The organism is Pseudomonas sp. LBUM1659 (assembly GCF_059716045.1).
In genome coordinates, this window is record NZ_CP166797.1 from 4,415,431 (window position 1) to 4,432,478 (window position 17,048).

Consider the following 17,048-nt stretch of genomic DNA (forward strand, 5'->3'; position numbering starts at 1 on the left):
ATGCTCTTGCACAAAAAAGGGCGGCATCCAATTGGAGCCCGCCCTACTTGAGTCTTAAAGCCCCGGCCACTTGACCGGGGCTTCATTCACATCAAGCCGAAGTCTGACCTTCAGCCAGGAAGAACCAGGTTTCCAGTACGGAATCGGGGTTCAAAGAAACGCTTTCGATGCCCTGCTCCATCAGCCACTTGGCCAGGTCCGGGTGGTCCGAAGGGCCCTGACCGCAAATGCCGATGTATTTGCCAGCCTTGTTACAGGCCTGAATGGCGTTTGCCAGCAGCTTCTTGACCGCTGGATTACGCTCGTCGAACAGGTGAGCGATGATCCCGGAGTCACGGTCCAGGCCCAGCGTCAGCTGAGTCAGGTCGTTGGAACCAATCGAGAAGCCGTCGAAGAATTCGAGGAACTCTTCAGCGAGGATCGCGTTGGATGGCAATTCGCACATCATGATGATGCGCAGACCGTTCTCGCCGCGGGCCAGGCCATTTTCGGCCAACAGATCGATCACCTGGCTCGCTTCACCCAGGGTGCGAACGAACGGCACCATGATTTCAACGTTGGTCAGGCCCATCTCGTTGCGCACGCGTTTGAGGGCGCGGCATTCGAGTTCGAAGCAATCGCGGAACGCTTCGCTGATGTAACGCGAAGCACCACGGAAGCCCAGCATCGGGTTTTCTTCTTCCGGCTCGTAGAGCTTGCCGCCGATCAGGTTCGCGTATTCGTTGGACTTGAAGTCCGACAGACGCACGATAACTTTTTTCGGCGTGAACGCTGCAGCAAGGGTGCTGATGCCTTCGACCAGCTTGTCGACGTAGAAGTCGACCGGGTCGTTGTAACCGGCGATGCGTTTGTCGACGCTGTCCTTGATGTCTTGCGGCAGACCGTCGTAGTTCAACAGCGCTTTCGGGTGAACGCCGATCATGCGGTTAATGATGAATTCCAGACGGGCCAGGCCCACACCTGCGTTCGGCAGTTGTGCAAAGTCGAAGGCGCGGTCCGGGTTGCCGACGTTCATCATGATCTTGAACGGCAGGTCCGGCATGGCATCGACGGAGTTTTTCTTGATGTCGAAGCCCAGTTCGCCTTCGAAGATGTAACCGGTGTCGCCTTCAGCGCAGGAAACAGTCACGCCCTGGCCGTCTTTCAACAGCTGAGTGGCGTTGCCGCAACCGACCACGGCCGGGATGCCCAGTTCGCGAGCGATGATCGCCGCGTGGCAAGTACGACCGCCACGGTTCGTGACGATGGCGCTGGCCCGTTTCATGACCGGCTCCCAATCCGGGTCGGTCATGTCGGAAACCAGAACGTCGCCCGGCTGGACTTTGTCCATCTCGGACACGTCCTTGATGATGCGGACCTTGCCGGCGCCGATGCGCTGGCCGATGGCGCGACCTTCAACCAGCACGGTGCCGGTTTCTTTCAACAGGTAACGCTCCATGACGTTGGCCTGGGTGCGGCTCTTCACGGTTTCAGGGCGGGCCTGAACGATGTAGAGCTTGCCGTCGTCGCCGTCTTTGGCCCACTCGATGTCCATCGGGCACTTGTAGTGCTTTTCGATGATCATCGCTTGCTTGGCCAGTTCGCTGACTTCGGCATCGCTCAGGCAGAAACGAGCGCGATCCGCCTTGTCGACGTCGATGGTCTTGACCGATTTGCCGGCCGTGGCGACTTCGCCGTAGATCATCTTGATGGCTTTGCTGCCCAGATTGCGGCGCAGGATAGCTGGACGACCGGCGGCCAGCGTGCCTTTGTGCACGTAGAACTCATCCGGGTTTACCGCGCCTTGTACGACGGTTTCACCCAGGCCGTAGGCGCCGGTGATGAACACCACGTCACGGAAACCCGACTCGGTGTCGAGGGTGAACATCACGCCGGCCGTGCCGGTTTCGGAGCGGACCATGCGCTGAACACCAGCCGACAGAGCCACCAGCTTGTGGTCGAAGCCCTGGTGGACGCGGTAGGAAATCGCACGGTCGTTAAACAGCGAAGCGAACACCTCTTTGGCGGCGCGAATAACGTTTTCGACACCACGGATGTTCAGGAAAGTTTCCTGCTGACCGGCAAAGGACGCGTCCGGCAAGTCTTCGGCAGTAGCGGAAGAGCGCACGGCCACAGCCATGTCAGGGTTGCCGGCCGACAGCGCGGCGAACGCAATGCGGATCTCGGCGTTGAGCTTCTCGGGGAACTCGGCTTCCATGATCCATTGACGGATCTGAGCGCCGGTACGGGCCAGGGCGTTGACATCGTCGACATCCAGGGCGTCGAGGGCGGCGTGGATCTGATCGTTGAGGCCGCTCAGTTCCAGAAAATCACGATAAGCCTGAGCTGTCGTGGCGAAGCCACCGGGCACCGATACACCGGCACCTGCAAGGTTACTGATCATCTCGCCCAGGGATGCGTTCTTGCCCCCTACGTGCTCTACATCATGGACGCCGAGCTTATCGAGGGAAACTACGTACTCTACCAAGGTGATCTCTCCACTAACTGTGTTGGAAAAGCTCAGAAGCCGGCTGCTCAAAGGAGCGTTTGCCAGCTGTATGGCCTGGACCTGGAAAATAAGTGAGAATGCGGGCCACTGGCGGCCGACAAACCGCGCCTATCATATCCAAGATTCGTCATTAGCTTAAGGCCCAAGGTGCAAATGAAACGATCTGCTTTCTTTATTTCCGACGGTACCGGCATCACGGCCGAAACCCTGGGTCAAAGCCTCCTGGCGCAGTTCGAAAACATTACCTTTAGCAAATTCACGCGACCGTACATCGATAACGTGGATAAAGCGCGGGCCATGGTACAACAAATCAACAAAGCCGCTGAAACCGACGGCTTCCGGCCGATTATTTTCGACACCATCGTCAATCAGGACATCCGTGAGATCCTCGCGACCTCCAATGGTTTCATGATCGACATTTTCTCGACGTTCCTGGCACCGCTTGAGCAGGAATTGACCGAGCATTCTTCTTACACCGTGGGCAAATCCCATTCCATCGGCGCCAACACCAATTACATGGAACGCATCGAGGCGGTGAACTTCGCCCTCGACAACGACGATGGCGCACGCACGCACTACTACGACAAGGCCGATTTGATCCTGGTCGGCGTGTCGCGTTGCGGCAAGACCCCGACCTGTCTGTACATGGCCATGCAATTCGGCATCCGCGCGGCCAACTACCCGCTGACCGAAGACGACATGGAACGCCTGACCCTGCCAAGCGCCCTGCGCGCCCATCAGCACAAGCTGTTTGGCCTGACCATCGACCCGGACCGCCTTACCGCGATCCGCAACGAGCGCAAGCCCAACAGCCGTTATTCAAGCTATGCACAGTGCGAGTTTGAAGTGCGCGAGGTGGAAAACCTGTTCCGCCGCGAGAACATTGCCCATATCAATTCCACGCATTTTTCGGTGGAAGAGATTTCCGCGAAAATCCTCGTGGAGAAAGGGGTGGAGCGGCGGTTCAAGTAACTCTGCGCCGCCTGTCCTACCGCCATCGTGGGCAAGCCACGCTCCTACAGGAGAACGTATGCCAAATGTGGGAGCGTGGCTTGCCCGCGATGAACGATCACACGGCCTCAGCCAATGCCCCCAAGCTCGGCCCTACAGGGGGTTGGTGTCCGGGCTAGAACGAATCGCCCGGTACGCGGACGAACCCTTCCATCAATACCCGCGCACTGCGGCTCATGATGGCTTTGTTCACGACCCACTCCCCGTTGACCTGACTGGCCTCGGCGCCAACACGCAACGTGCCGGACGGATGGCCAAAGCGCACTGCGTTGCGTTCAACACCGCCTGCCGCGAGGTTCACCAACGTGCCGGTAATCGCCGCTGCCGTGCCAATCGCCACAGCCGCCGTGCCCATCATCGCGTGGTGCAATTTGCCCATCGACAAGGCACGTACCAGCAGGTCGATATCCCCCGCCGCAATCGCCTTGCCGCTGGACGACACGTAGTCCGCCGGCTTGGCCACGAAGGCCACCTTAGGGGTGTGCTGACGCTTGGCCGCTTCGTCGAGGTTCGAAATCAGGCCCATGCGCAGTGCGCCATAAGCACGAATCGCCTCGAACATCGCCAGCGCTTTCGGATCGCTGTTGATCGCGCCCTGCAATTCGGTGCCGGTGTAACCGATGTCCTCGGCATTGACGAAAATCGTCGGGATACCGGCATTGATCATGGTCGCCTTGAAGGTTCCGACGCCGGGTACTTCGAGGTCGTCCACCAGGTTGCCGGTAGGGAACATCGAACCGCCGCCGCCCTCTTCTTCCGCCGCCGGGTCCATGAATTCGACCTGTACTTCGGCGGCCGGGAAGGTCACGCCATCAAGTTCGAAATCACCGGTTTCCTGCACTTCACCGTTGGTGATCGGCACATGAGCAATGATGGTCTTGCCAATGTTGGCTTGCCACACACGAACCACGGCCACGCCGTTGTACGGGATGCGGCTGGCGTCGACCAGACCATTGCTGATGGCGAACGAACCGACCGCCGCCGTCAGGTTGCCGCAGTTGCCGCTCCAGTCGACGAAAGGCTTGTCGATGGACACTTGACCGAACAGGTAATCAACGTCGTGATCAGCCTTGAGGCTTTTCGACAGGATCACGGTTTTGCTGGTGCTGGAGGTTGCGCCGCCCATACCGTCGATTTGCTTGTCGTACGGATCGGGGCTGCCGATCACGCGCAGCAACAAGGCATCGCGGGCCGGGCCGGGAATTTGTGCCACTTCGGGCAGGTCTTTCAGGCTGAAAAACACGCCCTTGCTGGTGCCGCCACGCATGTAGGTGGCAGGGATTTTGATCTGAGCTGCGTGAGCCATGTGCTCGTTACTCCTTACCTTGAAAACAGACACGGGACTTAAAGTCCCGTGTCCGTACAGCGTGTGTCAGACGGCGACTGCCGATTCTTCGAGGAAGTCCTGGGCAAAGCGTTGCAACACGCCGCCGGCTTCGTAGATCGACACTTCTTCAGCGGTGTCGAGGCGGCAGATCACCGGCACATCGACGCGTTCGCCATTCTTGCGATGGATCACCAGCGTCAGTTCGGCGCGCGGTGTGCGCTCGCCGATCACGTCGTAGGTTTCACTGCCGTCGATGGCCAGGGTGTGACGGTTGGTGCCGGCTTTGAATTCCAGCGGCAACACGCCCATGCCCACCAGGTTGGTGCGGTGAATGCGCTCGAAACCTTCAGCGGCAATCGCTTCCACACCCGCCAGACGCACGCCCTTCGCTGCCCAGTCGCGGGACGAACCCTGACCGTAGTCGGCGCCGGCAATGATAATCAGCGGCTGCTTGCGTTCCATGTAGGTTTCAATGGCTTCCCACATGCGCATGACCTTGCCTTCCGGCTCGACACGCGCCAACGAACCTTGTTTGACCTTGCCGTTTTCCAGAACCATTTCGTTGAACAGTTTCGGGTTGGCGAAGGTGGCACGCTGCGCAGTCAGATGGTCACCACGGTGAGTCGCGTAAGAGTTGAAGTCCTCTTCCGGCAGGCCCATTTTCGCCAGGTATTCACCGGCGGCGCTGTCCAGCATGATCGCGTTCGACGGCGACAGGTGATCGGTAGTGATGTTGTCCGGCAGCACTGCCAACGGGCGCATGCCCTTGAGCGGACGTGCCCCGGCCAACGCGCCTTCCCAGTACGGCGGACGGCGGATGTAGGTGCTCATCTCGCGCCAGTCGTACAGCGGCGCAACTTTCGGGCCGGTGTCTTCGTGGATGGCGAACATCGGGATGTAGACCTGACGGAACTGCTCCGGCTTCACCGATGCCTTGACCACGGCGTCGATTTCTTCGTCGCTTGGCCAGATGTCTTTCAGGCGGATTTCCTTGCCATCGACCACGGCCAGCACATCTTTTTCGATGTCGAAACGGATGGTCCCGGCGATGGCATAAGCAACCACCAGCGGCGGCGAAGCAAGGAACGCTTGCTTGGCGTACGGGTGGATCCGGCCGTCAAAGTTGCGGTTACCGGACAGTACAGCGGTGGCGTACAGGTCGCGGTCGATGATCTCTTGCTGGATCACCGGGTCCAGTGCGCCAGACATGCCGTTGCAGGTGGTGCAGGCGAAAGCGACGACACCGAAGCCCAGCTGTTCCAGTTCGACGGTCAGACCGGCTTCATCCAGGTACAGAGCGACGGTTTTCGAACCCGGTGCCAGGGACGATTTCACCCATGGCTTGCGGGTCAAGCCGAGCTTGTTGGCGTTACGCGCCAGCAGGCCGGCAGCGATCACGTTGCGCGGGTTGCTGGTGTTGGTGCAGCTGGTGATGGCAGCAATGATCACCGCGCCGTCCGGCATTTGGCCAGGCACGTCGTCCCACTGGCCGGAAATCCCTTTGGCGGCCAAATCGGAAACCGCCACGCGGGCGTGCGGGTTGCTCGGGCCGGCCATGTTGCGCACCACGGTGGACAGGTCGAAGGTCAAGCCGCGCTCGTATTGCGCACCCTTCAGGCTGTCGGCCCACAGGCCGGTGGTCTTGGCGTAGTGCTCGACCAGTTGCACCTGGTCGTCTTCACGGCCGGTGAGTTTGAGGTAGTCGATGGTCTGTTGGTCGATGTAGAACATCGCGGCAGTAGCGCCGTATTCCGGGGCCATGTTGGAAATGGTTGCGCGGTCGCCCAGGGTCAGCGCGGCGGCGCCCTCACCGAAGAACTCCAGCCATGCGCCCACGACTTTTTGCTTGCGCAGAAATTCGGTCAACGCCAGCACCATGTCGGTGGCGGTGATGCCCGGTTGCAGCTTGCCGGTCAATTCAACACCGACGCTTTCCGGCAGACGCATCCAGGAGGCACGACCGAGCATCACGCTCTCGGCTTCGAGACCACCCACACCGATGGCGATCACGCCCAAGGCATCAACGTGCGGGGTGTGGCTGTCGGTGCCGACGCAGGTGTCGGGGAACGCCACGCCGTCACGTACCTGGATCACCGGAGACATTTTCTCCAGGTTGATCTGGTGCATGATGCCGTTGCCTGGCGGAATCACGTCGACGTTCTTGAACGCCTTCTTGGTCCAGTTGATGAAGTGGAAACGGTCTTCGTTGCGACGGTCTTCGATGGCGCGGTTCTTCTCGAACGCCTCCGGATCAAAACCACCGCGCTCGACGGCCAGGGAGTGGTCGACGATCAATTGGGTCGGCACCACCGGGTTCACTTGCGCCGGATCACCGCCTTGCAGGGCGATGGCATCACGCAGGCCGGCGAGGTCGACGAGCGCGGTCTGACCGAGAATGTCGTGACACACCACGCGGGCCGGGAACCACGGGAAGTCGAGGTCGCGCTTGCGTTCGATGAATTGCTTCAGGGAATCGGTGAGCGTGGCCGGGTCGCAGCGACGCACAAGGTTTTCCGCCAGCACGCGCGAGGTGTACGGCAGGGTGTCGTAGGCGCCAGGGGCAATGGCTTCGACTGCCGCGCGGACGTCGAAGTAATCCAGATGGCTGCCGGGCAGCTGTTTGCGAAATTCTGTGTTCATCGTCAGGACTCGGTCACGGTAATTACAAAGGGTGGGGCCTGGTACAGCCCTGAATTCAAACCAGCCTCTGTAGGAGCCGAGCTTGCTCGCGATAGCGGTGTGTCAGTCAACATCACTATTGATTGTCAGTCCGTCATCGCGAGCAAGCTCGGCTCCTACAGGGTCACCGGTTCATTCAGTGACCTGCGCAGGCATCCCCACCATTCAGCGTTGTTCGATTGGCACGAACTTGCGCTGTTCAGCGCCGACGTACTCGGCGCTCGGGCGGATGATGCGGTTGTTGGCACGTTGTTCGAACACGTGGGCAGCCCAACCGGTCAGGCGCGAGCAGACGAAAATCGGTGTGAACAACTTGGTCGGAATGCCCATGAAGTGGTACGCCGAGGCATGGTAGAAGTCGGCGTTCGGGAACAGTTTCTTTTGCTCCCACATGGTCTTGTCGATGGCTTCGGAGACCGGGAACAAGACCTTGTCGCCCACTTCGTCAGCGAGTTTTTTCGACCAGCCCTTGATCACTTCGTTGCGCGGATCGTTGTCCTTATAGATCGCGTGACCGAAGCCCATGATCTTGTCTTTACGCTCGAGCATGCCGAGGGTGCCTTCGATCGCCGCTTCAGGCGAGCTGAAGCGCTCGATCATTTCCATCGCCGCTTCGTTGGCGCCGCCGTGCAGCGGGCCACGCAGCGAGCCGATAGCGGCGGTGATGCAGGAAAACAGATCCGACAGCGTGGAAGCGCAAACGCGAGCAGTGAACGTCGACGCGTTGAACTCGTGCTCTGCGTAGAGGATCAGCGAAACGTTCATCACCTTGACGTGCAACTCGCTCGGTTTTTCACCGTGCAGCAGGTGCAGGAAATGGCCACCGATAGACTGCTCGTCAGTGACGCAGCTGATGCGCTTGCCGTCGTGGCTGAAGCGATACCAGTAGGTCATGATCGCCGGGAACGCGGCCAGCAGACGGTCGGTTTTGTCGTGTTGCTCGGAGAAATCGCTCTCCGGCTCCAGGTTGCCCAGGAACGAGCAGCCGGTGCGCATCACGTCCATCGGGTGGGCGTCGGCGGGGATGCGTTCCAGCACTTCTTTCAAGGCTTGCGGCAAGTCACGCAGCTTGCTCAGCTTACTGACGTAGGCGTCCAGTTGCGCTTGGCTCGGCAGTTCGCCGTACAGCAGCAGGTAGGCGACTTCTTCGAACTGAGCGTCAGCCGCCAGTTCACGAACGTCGTAGCCACGATAGGTCAGGCCTGCGCCCGACTGGCCCACGGTGGACAGTGCGGTTTGCCCGGCCACCTGGCCACGGAGTCCGGCGCCACTGAGTACTTTTGCTTCGGCCATTTCTGCCTCCAATTTCTTGAATTTATTAGGGAGTTATTCGACTTACTTCTTCGCGGCGAACAGCGCATCGAGCTTCTGCTCGAAGGTGTGGTAGTCGATGCGATCGTAAAGCTCCATGCGCGTCTGCATGGTGTCGATGACGTTCTGTTGCGTGCCGTCGCGGCGGATCGCGGTGTAGACGTTTTCCGCGGCTTTGTTCATCGCCCGGAAAGCGGACAGCGGGTACAGCACCAGCGATACATCAGCACCGGCCAGTTGCTCGGTGGTGTACAGCGGCGTTGCGCCGAATTCGGTGATGTTGGCCAGGATCGGCGCTTTCACGCGGCTGGCGAACAGCTTGTACATGTCCAGTTCGGTGATGGCTTCCGGGAAAATCATGTCGGCGCCGGCTTCAATGCACGCAGCAGCGCGATCCAGGGCAGACTCCAGACCTTCGACCGCCAGGGCGTCGGTACGCGCCATGATCACGAAGCTGTCATCGGTACGCGCATCCACGGCCGCTTTGATGCGGTCGACCATTTCCTGCAACGACACGATTTCTTTGTTTGGACGGTGGCCGCAACGCTTGGCGCCGACCTGGTCTTCGATGTGAACGGCGGCAGCGCCGAACTTGATCATCGACTTCACGGTACGGGCGACGTTGAACGCCGAGGAACCGAAACCGGTGTCCACATCCACCAGCAGCGGCAAGTCGCAGACGTCGGTGATACGACGCACGTCGGTCAGCACGTCATCCAGGCCAGTGATGCCCAGGTCCGGCACGCCGAGGGAGCCGGCAGCTACCCCGCCACCCGACAGGTAAATCGCTTTGAAACCGGCGCGCTTGGCCAGCAACGCGTGATTGGCGTTGATCGCGCCGACCACTTGCAATGGATGCTCGCTGGCGACCGCATCGCGGAAACGCTGGCCTGGAGTGCTCTTGTTCAAACTCATGACTCACCTCGTTTGGCTGTCGGGTTAGCGCCGTCCTGGTAATGACGGGCGATATTGCGTTTGGAGGCGCCGATGTGACGGCGCATCAACAACTCGGCCAGCTCACCGTCACGGTCGGCGATGGCATCGAGAATTCGGTGGTGCTCGGCAAACGCCTGATGCGGGCGATTAGGCGTGGTGGAAAACTGGATGCGGTACATGCGCACCAATTGATACAGCTCGCCGCAGAGCATTTGCGTCAGGGTGCGGTTACCGCTGCCCTGGATAATCCGGTAGTGGAAGTCGAAATCGCCTTCCTGCTGGTAGTACCCTCGTCCGGCCTGAAACGCTTCGTCACGCTCGTGGGTTTCGAGGACGCGGCGCAGTTCGTCGATTTCTTCGAGCGTCATGCGCTCGGCGGCCAGGCGGCAAGCCATGCCTTCAAGGGATTCACGGATTTCGTAGAGCTCAAGCAGCTCGGCATGGTTCAGCGACACCACCCGTGCCCCGACATGCGGGATGCGTACCAGCAGGCGCTGGCCTTCCAGGCGATGGATCGCTTCACGCAGCGGCCCGCGGCTGATGCCATAGGTGCGCGCCAGTTCCGGCTCGGAGATCTTGCTGCCCGGGGCGATCTCGCCCTTGACGATGGCCGCTTGAATACGCCGAAAGACGTTTTCGGAAAGTGTCTCCGAATCGTCTTGGGCAGTGAGCGGGGGATCCAGTTGACCCAACATATTGTCGACACCTTGAAAGCTGATTCCGCAAAAACTAGCGAAAACAGGCTGCGCAGTCAAAGGTTAATTCGATATTGTCGACAATCGTCTAATAACCGGCCGCACCCTAACAAAGCAGCACAGTGGTTTATAGCCGCCTGCCAGCGCTGGCGCCATCAAACCACCGTGCTAGAATGCCGCCCGCATTTGTTTGTGGCATCTGCACTGCTTGTCATAAATAGCTGACAGGCATACGAGGGAGCTTGTGCAGCAATGCCAGGGCCTTGAATTGAAGTACGGACCGCTGCGCGCCAGGATTTATGAGACTCAAGCCCTTCCCGACATTCCTTTATCTACTTTGCCTGCCCGGTTTTGCCGCGGCAGGGGAAAAGACGGTGTACGGCCTCAACGAGTACGCGTCACTGGATGGCATCAACCTTGAAGTCGCGGCCAAACTCGACACCGGGGCGAAGACCGCTTCACTGAGTGCCCGCGACATCAAACGCTTCAAACGCAATGGCGAGTCCTGGGTGCGCTTTTACCTGGCCATCGACGCCGCCCATTCGCACCCGATCGAACGCCCTCTGGCCCGGGTCAGCAAGATCAAGCGCCGGGCCGGTGACTACGACCCGGAAGAAGGCAAGAAGTACACGGCCCGCCCGGTGATCGAACTGGACATTTGCATGGGTTCGGCTTTACGCAGCATCGAAGTGAACCTGACCGACCGCAGCGCTTTCCAATACCCGTTGTTGATCGGCTCCGAAGCGCTCAAACGCTTCGACGCGCTGGTCGACCCCAGTCTTAAATACGCTGCTGGCAAACCCGCCTGCGCCACCGAAGCTCATACCGCAGAGTAATTCCAATGCGCTCTCTTAACCTCCATCTGAAAATGCTGATCGCCATCCTCGTGGTGCTGGGCATTTCAGTTACGGCCTATCAGATCTTCGTGCTCGGCATTCCCGTGACCGAAGACGCCACCGACGACTTGTGGAACATCGACGCCAAGGTCGAGTTCGTCGCCAGTGCCAAAGACCCGGTCAAGATCCAGATGTTCGTGCCGCCGCTGAGCCGCGACTTCGTCAGTCTCAACGAGAGTTTCATCTCCAATAATTACGGTGTGGCGGTGAACCGGGTCGACGGCAACCGCAAGGTCACCTGGTCGGCGCGCCGGGCCAAGGGCAACCAGACACTGTATTACCGCCTGGTGCTGACCAAGCGTTACTCCGGCGAAAAATCCAAAGTCAAAGGCCCGACCTTCCGCGACAGTATCGCCGTCGAAGGCCCGGAAAAAATCGCTGCCGAAGCCCTGCTCGCGCCGATTCGCCAGCACTCGGCCGACGTCGAAACGTTCATTGGTGAGGCGATCAAGCGGGTCAACAACCTCAGCGACGACAATGTGAAACTGCTGCTGGCTGGTGATCCGTCCAGCGCGAACAAAGCCAAAATCGTCGAGCTGGTACTGTCCATCGCCCACGTGCCGGTGGAAAAGGTCCACACCATTCGTCTGGTGGCCGACCAGCCGCAAGTGCCTGAACTGTGGTTGCGCAGCTTCAACGGCACTGACTGGCTGTACTTCAACCCGGAATCCGGTGAACAAGGCCTGCCGACCGACCGTTTGCTGTGGTGGACCGGCGACGAAAACCTGATCACGGTCGATGGCGGCAAAAAAGCCAGCGTGACTTTCAGCCTGAACAACAGCGAAATGAACGCCATTCGCCTGGCCAAGCTGACCGATGAAAACACCGACGCCAACTTCCTCGAATACTCGCTGTACGGCCTGCCGCTGCAAACCCAGCAGACGTTCATGATCATGGTGATGATCCCGATTGGCGTGCTAGTGATTCTGATCTTGCGCAACCTGATCGGCATTCAGACACTCGGCACCTTTACCCCGGTGCTGATCGCCCTCGCCTTCCGCGAAACCCAGCTCGGCTTCGGTATCGTGCTGTTTACGATCATCACGGCGCTGGGGCTCTCGCTGCGCTCCTACCTGGAACACCTGAAGCTGCAAATGCTGCCGAGGCTGTCGGTGGTGCTGACCTTCGTGGTGGTACTGATTGCGGCCATCAGCCTGTTCAGCCATAAACTCGGCCTGGAACGCGGGCTGTCGGTGGCGCTGTTCCCGATGGTAATTCTGACGATGACCATCGAACGCCTGTCGATTACCTGGGAAGAACGCGGCTCGGGCCATGCCATGAAAGTGGCCGTCGGAACCCTGTTCGCCGCGTCCCTGGCGCACTTGATCATGACCGTGCCGGAGCTGGTGTACTTCGTGTTCACCTTCCCGGCGATCCTGCTGATCCTGGTGGGCTTCATGCTGGCAATGGGTCGCTATCGCGGCTACCGCCTGACCGAACTGGTGCGTTTCAAGGCGTTCCTGAAGAAGGCTGACGCCTGATGTTCGGTTTCTGGAAGACCTGGAAGGCCCTGGAAGCCCGGGGCATCATGGGCATCAACCGGCGTAACGCCGACTACGTGCTCAAGTACAACAAGCGCAGCCTGTACCCGATCGTCGATGACAAGATCATCACCAAGGAACGCGCCATTGCTGCCGGCATTCACGTGCCGGAATTGTATGGCGTGATTTCTACCGAGAAGGAAATCGATAACCTCGACGAGATCGTCGGCGGGCGCACCGACTTCGTGATCAAACCGGCCCAGGGCGCGGGCGGTGACGGCATCATTGTGATTGTCGACCGTTTCGAGGGCCGCTACCGCACGGTGTCCGGCAAGATCATCAGTCATGAGGAAATCGAGCACCATGTCTCAAGCATCCTCACCGGCCTGTATTCCCTGGGCGGTCACCGCGACCGCGCGCTGATCGAATACCGGGTGATCCCGGACCAAATCTTCAAAAGCATCAGCTATGAAGGCGTGCCGGACATTCGCATCATCGTGCTGATGGGCTACCCGGTGATGGCCATGTTGCGCTTGCCAACCCGGCAATCCGGCGGCAAGGCCAACCTGCACCAGGGCGCCATCGGCGTCGGCGTCGACCTCGCGACCGGCGAGACACTGCGCGGTACGTGGCTGAACAACATCATCACCAAACACCCGGACACCACCAACGCCGTCGATGGCGTGCAACTGCCCTACTGGGACGGTTTCATGAAACTCGCTGCCGGCTGTTATGAGCTGTGCGGACTGGGTTACATCGGTGTCGACATGGTCCTGGACCAGGAAAAAGGCCCGTTGATCCTTGAGCTCAATGCCCGGCCGGGGTTGAACATTCAGATTGCCAACGATTGCGGGCTGACCTTGCGCACGCATGCGGTTGAAGCGCGACTGGAAGAATTGAAGGCTCGCGGGGTTACCGAGACGGTGAAAGAGCGAGTGGAGTTTGTTCAGGAAATGTTTGGGCATATTCCGGCGGTTGAGGGCTGATCCAATACCGAGCCGCGGCCATCGCGAGCAGGCTCAGCTCCTACAAGAACGCGCTAAACCCTGTAGGAGCCGAGCTTGCTCGCGATAGCGGTCGAACAGTCACCAGCTCTCTCAACCCTGCCGCCAACCTGCCAATCCCCGACATCCCCTCTAGGAGCAAATCCTGCAGAGGTCTACAATCGCCACCCCGCCTCGATGGCCGATCTTCCCCGCCCATGTTGACCTGTTCCGTACACCCGCTCCCTTATCGCGCCAACCCCGCCGAGTACTTCGCGGCGATTCGTCATGCTCCCGGCGCCGTGCTGCTCGACAGTGGCCGGCCAAGTGCCGAGCGTGGCCGTTTTGATCTGCTCAGCGCCTGGCCGCTGGAGCAATTGGCGGTGCTGCCTGACGAAAGCGGCAGCGATTTCCTGCAACGCCTGCGCGACCATCTGACACGACTCGGTGAAGCGGCTGTTCCTAATGAACTGCCCTTCGCCGGCGGCCTGATCGGTTATCTGAGCTACGACTTCGGTCGGCACCTGGAGCATCTGCCGAGCCAGGCGCAAGACGATCTGCAATTACCCGACGCGCGTTTCGGGTTGTATGACTGGGCCTTGATCAGCGATCACCACTTGAAGACCAGTCAACTGGTGTTTCACCCGTCGTTGATCGAAAGCGAACGCCAGCGTCTGATCACGCTGTTCAGCCAGCCGACCGCTGAGGCCGTTGAACCCTTCACACTGAAAGCGCCGATGAGTGCCGATCTGAGCGCCGACGAGTATCGACGGGCGCTGGAACGTATTCAAAACTACATTCAGGCTGGCGATTGCTATCAGGTCAACTTCGCCCAGCGTTTCCGGGCTGAGTGCCAAGGCGATCCATGGGCTGCGTATGTCGCGCTGCGAGCCGCGTGCCCAACACCCTTTTCCGGTTTCCAGAGCCTGTCCGATGGCGGCGCGGTGCTGAGCCTGTCCCCGGAGCGCTTCGTCAAAGTCAGCGAACGTCATGTGGAAACCCGCCCAATCAAAGGCACCCGCCCGCGCGGCCTGACCGCAGCCGAAGATGCCGCGAACGCCGCCGAACTGCTGGCCAGCCCCAAGGACCGCGCGGAAAACTTGATGATTGTCGACCTGCTGCGCAATGACTTGGGCCGTACCTGTCGCATCGGTTCGGTGCGAGTGCCGGAGCTGTTCAGCCTGGAAAGTTATCCAAACGTGCATCACTTGGTGAGCAGCGTGACCGGTGAACTGGCGGATGACCGGGATGCGCTGGACCTGATCGCCGGCAGTTTCCCCGGCGGCTCGATCACCGGCGCGCCGAAGATTCGTGCGATGCAGATCATTGATGAGCTGGAGCCGACCCGGCGCGGCTTGTACTGCGGGTCACTGCTGTATCTGGATGTGCGTGGCGAGATGGACAGTTCCATCGCGATTCGCAGCTTGCTGGTCAAGGATGGGCAGGTGTGTTGCTGGGGCGGTGGCGGGATCGTCGCCGATTCCGAATGGCAGGCCGAGTATCAGGAATCGATTACCAAGGTGAAGGTCCTGCTCGATACCCTTCAAAACCTCTAAAGCCGAGCTTTTGTGGCGAGGGAGCTTGCTCCCGCTCGGCTGCGTAGCGGTCGCCTGTTTTTAGGGCCGCTTCGCGCCCCAGCGGGAGCAAGTTCCCTCGCCACAAGGATTTGTTTACAGGCTCAAAGCCCGATTCGAAGCCTTGATGAACTCCTGCTTCAGCTCTTCAAACGTATGCACCGCCGGGAACTGCGGGAACTCGCGAATCACATTGTCCGGCGCATGGAACAGAATCCCCGCATCCGCCTCACCCAGCATCGTGGTGTCATTGTAAGAATCCCCCGCCGCGATCACCCGGTAGTAAAGGCTCTTGAAGGCCAAAACCGACTGACGCTTGGGATCTTTCTGACGCAACTGATAGCTGGTCACCCGACCGGAATCGTCGGTAATCAGACGATGGCAGAGCAACGTCGGGAAGCCCAGTTGACGCATCAACGGCTGCGAAAACTCGTAGAACGTGTCTGACAGAATCACCACCTGAAAACGCTCGCGCAGCCAGTTGACGAACTCAATGGCGCCATCGAGTGGCTTGAGCGTGGCAATCACTTCCTGAATGTCGGCGAGTTTCAAGCCGTGTTCGTCGAGGATTCGCAGGCGTTGCTTCATCAGCACGTCATAGTCGGGAATGTCCCGAGTGGTGGCCCGGAGCGATTCGATCCCGGTTTTTTCGGCGAAAGCGATCCAGATTTCCGGGACCAGTACACCTTCAAGATCCAGACAGGCAATTTCCACAAGACACTCCCATTTGTATTGATTATTGAGTCGAGCAAGCAAAAAGACTGCCGAACTCTAGCGATTCGGGCTGACCGGCGCAACGCAGAGGTGGCGCCAGCGGCTGCAGGATTTTGTTACCATCGCAGCCATATAGAGCGCCCAGCGCCACCGACCTGTAGGAAGCCGCCCTGATGAGCCCAACGTTCGACGTCGTGGAACTCGCCACGACCTATGCCAATAAATCCGCCCAGGACATCCTGAAACTGGCGTTCGCCGAGTTTGGCGATGACTTGTGGATATCTTTCAGCGGCGCCGAAGACGTGGTGCTGGTAGACATGGCCTGGAAGCTGAACAAGAACGTCAAGGTGTTCAGCCTCGACACCGGCCGCTTGCACCCGGAAACCTACCGCTTCATCGATCAGGTGCGTGAGCACTACAAGATCGACATCGAATTGGTGTCGCCGGACTACACGAAACTTGAACCGTTCGTGAAGGAAAAAGGCCTGTTCAGCTTCTACAAGGACGGCCATGGCGAATGCTGCGGCATCCGCAAGATCGAACCGTTGCGCCGCAAGTTGTCCGGCGTCACGGCTTGGGCCACCGGTCAGCGCCGCGACCAGAGCCCCGGCACCCGCAGCGCCGTCGCCGTGCTGGAAATCGATACCGCGTTCTCTACACCCGAACGCACCCTGTACAAATTCAACCCGCTGGCGCAAATGACCAGCGAAGAGATCTGGGGCTACATCCGCATGCTGGAGCTGCCCTACAACAGCCTGCATGAGCGCGGGTTCATTAGCATTGGCTGCGAACCGTGCACCCGGCCAGTGCTGCCGAATCAGCATGAACGCGAAGGTCGCTGGTGGTGGGAAGAGGCAACGCAGAAAGAATGCGGGTTGCATGCGGGCAACATCATCAGCAAGTCCAAGGCCTGAGCCCCAGCGTTGTGATATCCCCGGTGAGAGTACTTTATT

At 59.6% G+C, this 17,048-nt stretch carries 13 protein-coding genes; 6 read left to right on the top strand and 7 right to left on the bottom strand.

What is annotated here, in order from left to right; genetic code table 11:
* Positions 1–91: 91 nt before the first annotated feature.
* Positions 92–2,467, bottom strand: coding sequence for a phosphoenolpyruvate synthase (gene ppsA / locus ACA048_RS19910; RefSeq protein ID WP_497625941.1), 2,376 nt, complete (start codon positions 2,465–2,467; stop codon positions 92–94).
* Between the two features lie 174 nt (positions 2,468–2,641).
* Here ppsA and ppsR point away from each other — a divergent pair, with 174 nt between their 5' ends.
* Positions 2,642–3,460 (top strand): posphoenolpyruvate synthetase regulatory kinase/phosphorylase PpsR, encoded by an 819-nt coding sequence (gene ppsR / locus ACA048_RS19915; protein ID WP_223516734.1) that lies wholly within the window; start codon positions 2,642–2,644, stop codon positions 3,458–3,460.
* A 154-nt stretch (positions 3,461–3,614) separates the two neighbouring features.
* Here ppsR and prpF read toward each other — a convergent pair whose 3' ends face one another.
* The 5 genes from prpF to ACA048_RS19940 form a co-directional block, all read right to left on the bottom strand.
* On the bottom strand, positions 3,615–4,805 hold the full coding sequence (gene prpF, locus ACA048_RS19920; RefSeq protein ID WP_497625942.1) for a 2-methylaconitate cis-trans isomerase PrpF: 1,191 nt from the start codon (positions 4,803–4,805) through the stop codon (positions 3,615–3,617).
* 66 nt (positions 4,806–4,871) lie between these two features.
* Positions 4,872–7,466, bottom strand: coding sequence for a Fe/S-dependent 2-methylisocitrate dehydratase AcnD (gene acnD / locus ACA048_RS19925; RefSeq protein WP_497625943.1), 2,595 nt, complete (start codon positions 7,464–7,466; stop codon positions 4,872–4,874).
* 204 nt (positions 7,467–7,670) lie between these two features.
* Positions 7,671–8,798, bottom strand: coding sequence for a bifunctional 2-methylcitrate synthase/citrate synthase (gene prpC, locus ACA048_RS19930; RefSeq protein ID WP_497625944.1), 1,128 nt, complete (start codon positions 8,796–8,798; stop codon positions 7,671–7,673).
* 42 nt (positions 8,799–8,840) lie between these two features.
* Positions 8,841–9,731 (bottom strand): methylisocitrate lyase, encoded by an 891-nt coding sequence (gene prpB / locus ACA048_RS19935; RefSeq protein WP_027922545.1) that lies wholly within the window; start codon positions 9,729–9,731, stop codon positions 8,841–8,843.
* Positions 9,728–10,444, bottom strand: coding sequence for an FCD domain-containing protein (locus tag ACA048_RS19940; RefSeq protein ID WP_494378030.1), 717 nt, complete (start codon positions 10,442–10,444; stop codon positions 9,728–9,730). The genes prpB and ACA048_RS19940 overlap by 4 nt, the downstream gene beginning before the upstream one ends.
* Positions 10,445–10,746: 302 nt before the next feature.
* Between ACA048_RS19940 and rloA the strand changes: the two genes are divergently transcribed.
* The 4 genes from rloA to pabB all read left to right on the top strand — a co-directional run bounded on the left by rloA (position 10,747) and on the right by pabB (position 15,363).
* A complete protein-coding gene (gene rloA / locus ACA048_RS19945) occupies positions 10,747–11,283 on the top strand; it encodes a retropepsin-like aspartic peptidase RloA (RefSeq protein WP_497625945.1) in 537 nt (178 codons plus the stop codon).
* A gap of 5 nt (positions 11,284–11,288) precedes the next feature.
* On the top strand, positions 11,289–12,824 hold the full coding sequence (rloB, locus tag ACA048_RS19950) for an osmotic stress tolerance membrane protein RloB (protein WP_497625946.1): 1,536 nt from the start codon (positions 11,289–11,291) through the stop codon (positions 12,822–12,824).
* Positions 12,824–13,810, top strand: a complete 987-nt coding sequence (locus ACA048_RS19955) for an alpha-L-glutamate ligase-like protein (protein ID WP_497625947.1) — start codon at positions 12,824–12,826, stop codon at positions 13,808–13,810. Before rloB ends, ACA048_RS19955 begins: the two co-directional genes overlap by 1 nt.
* Positions 13,811–14,025: 215 nt before the next feature.
* Complete coding sequence (pabB, locus tag ACA048_RS19960; protein ID WP_497625948.1) at positions 14,026–15,363, top strand: aminodeoxychorismate synthase component I; 1,338 nt, start codon at positions 14,026–14,028, stop codon at positions 15,361–15,363.
* Positions 15,364–15,477: 114 nt separating this feature from the next.
* On the opposite strand, the gene thrH is transcribed toward pabB, so the two are convergent.
* On the bottom strand, positions 15,478–16,095 hold the full coding sequence (thrH, locus tag ACA048_RS19965; RefSeq protein ID WP_483840292.1) for a bifunctional phosphoserine phosphatase/homoserine phosphotransferase ThrH: 618 nt from the start codon (positions 16,093–16,095) through the stop codon (positions 15,478–15,480).
* Between the two features lie 173 nt (positions 16,096–16,268).
* Here thrH and ACA048_RS19970 point away from each other — a divergent pair, with 173 nt between their 5' ends.
* Positions 16,269–17,009, top strand: coding sequence for a phosphoadenylyl-sulfate reductase (locus tag ACA048_RS19970; RefSeq protein ID WP_008027340.1), 741 nt, complete (start codon positions 16,269–16,271; stop codon positions 17,007–17,009).
* The last annotated feature ends 39 nt before the right edge of the window (positions 17,010–17,048 follow it).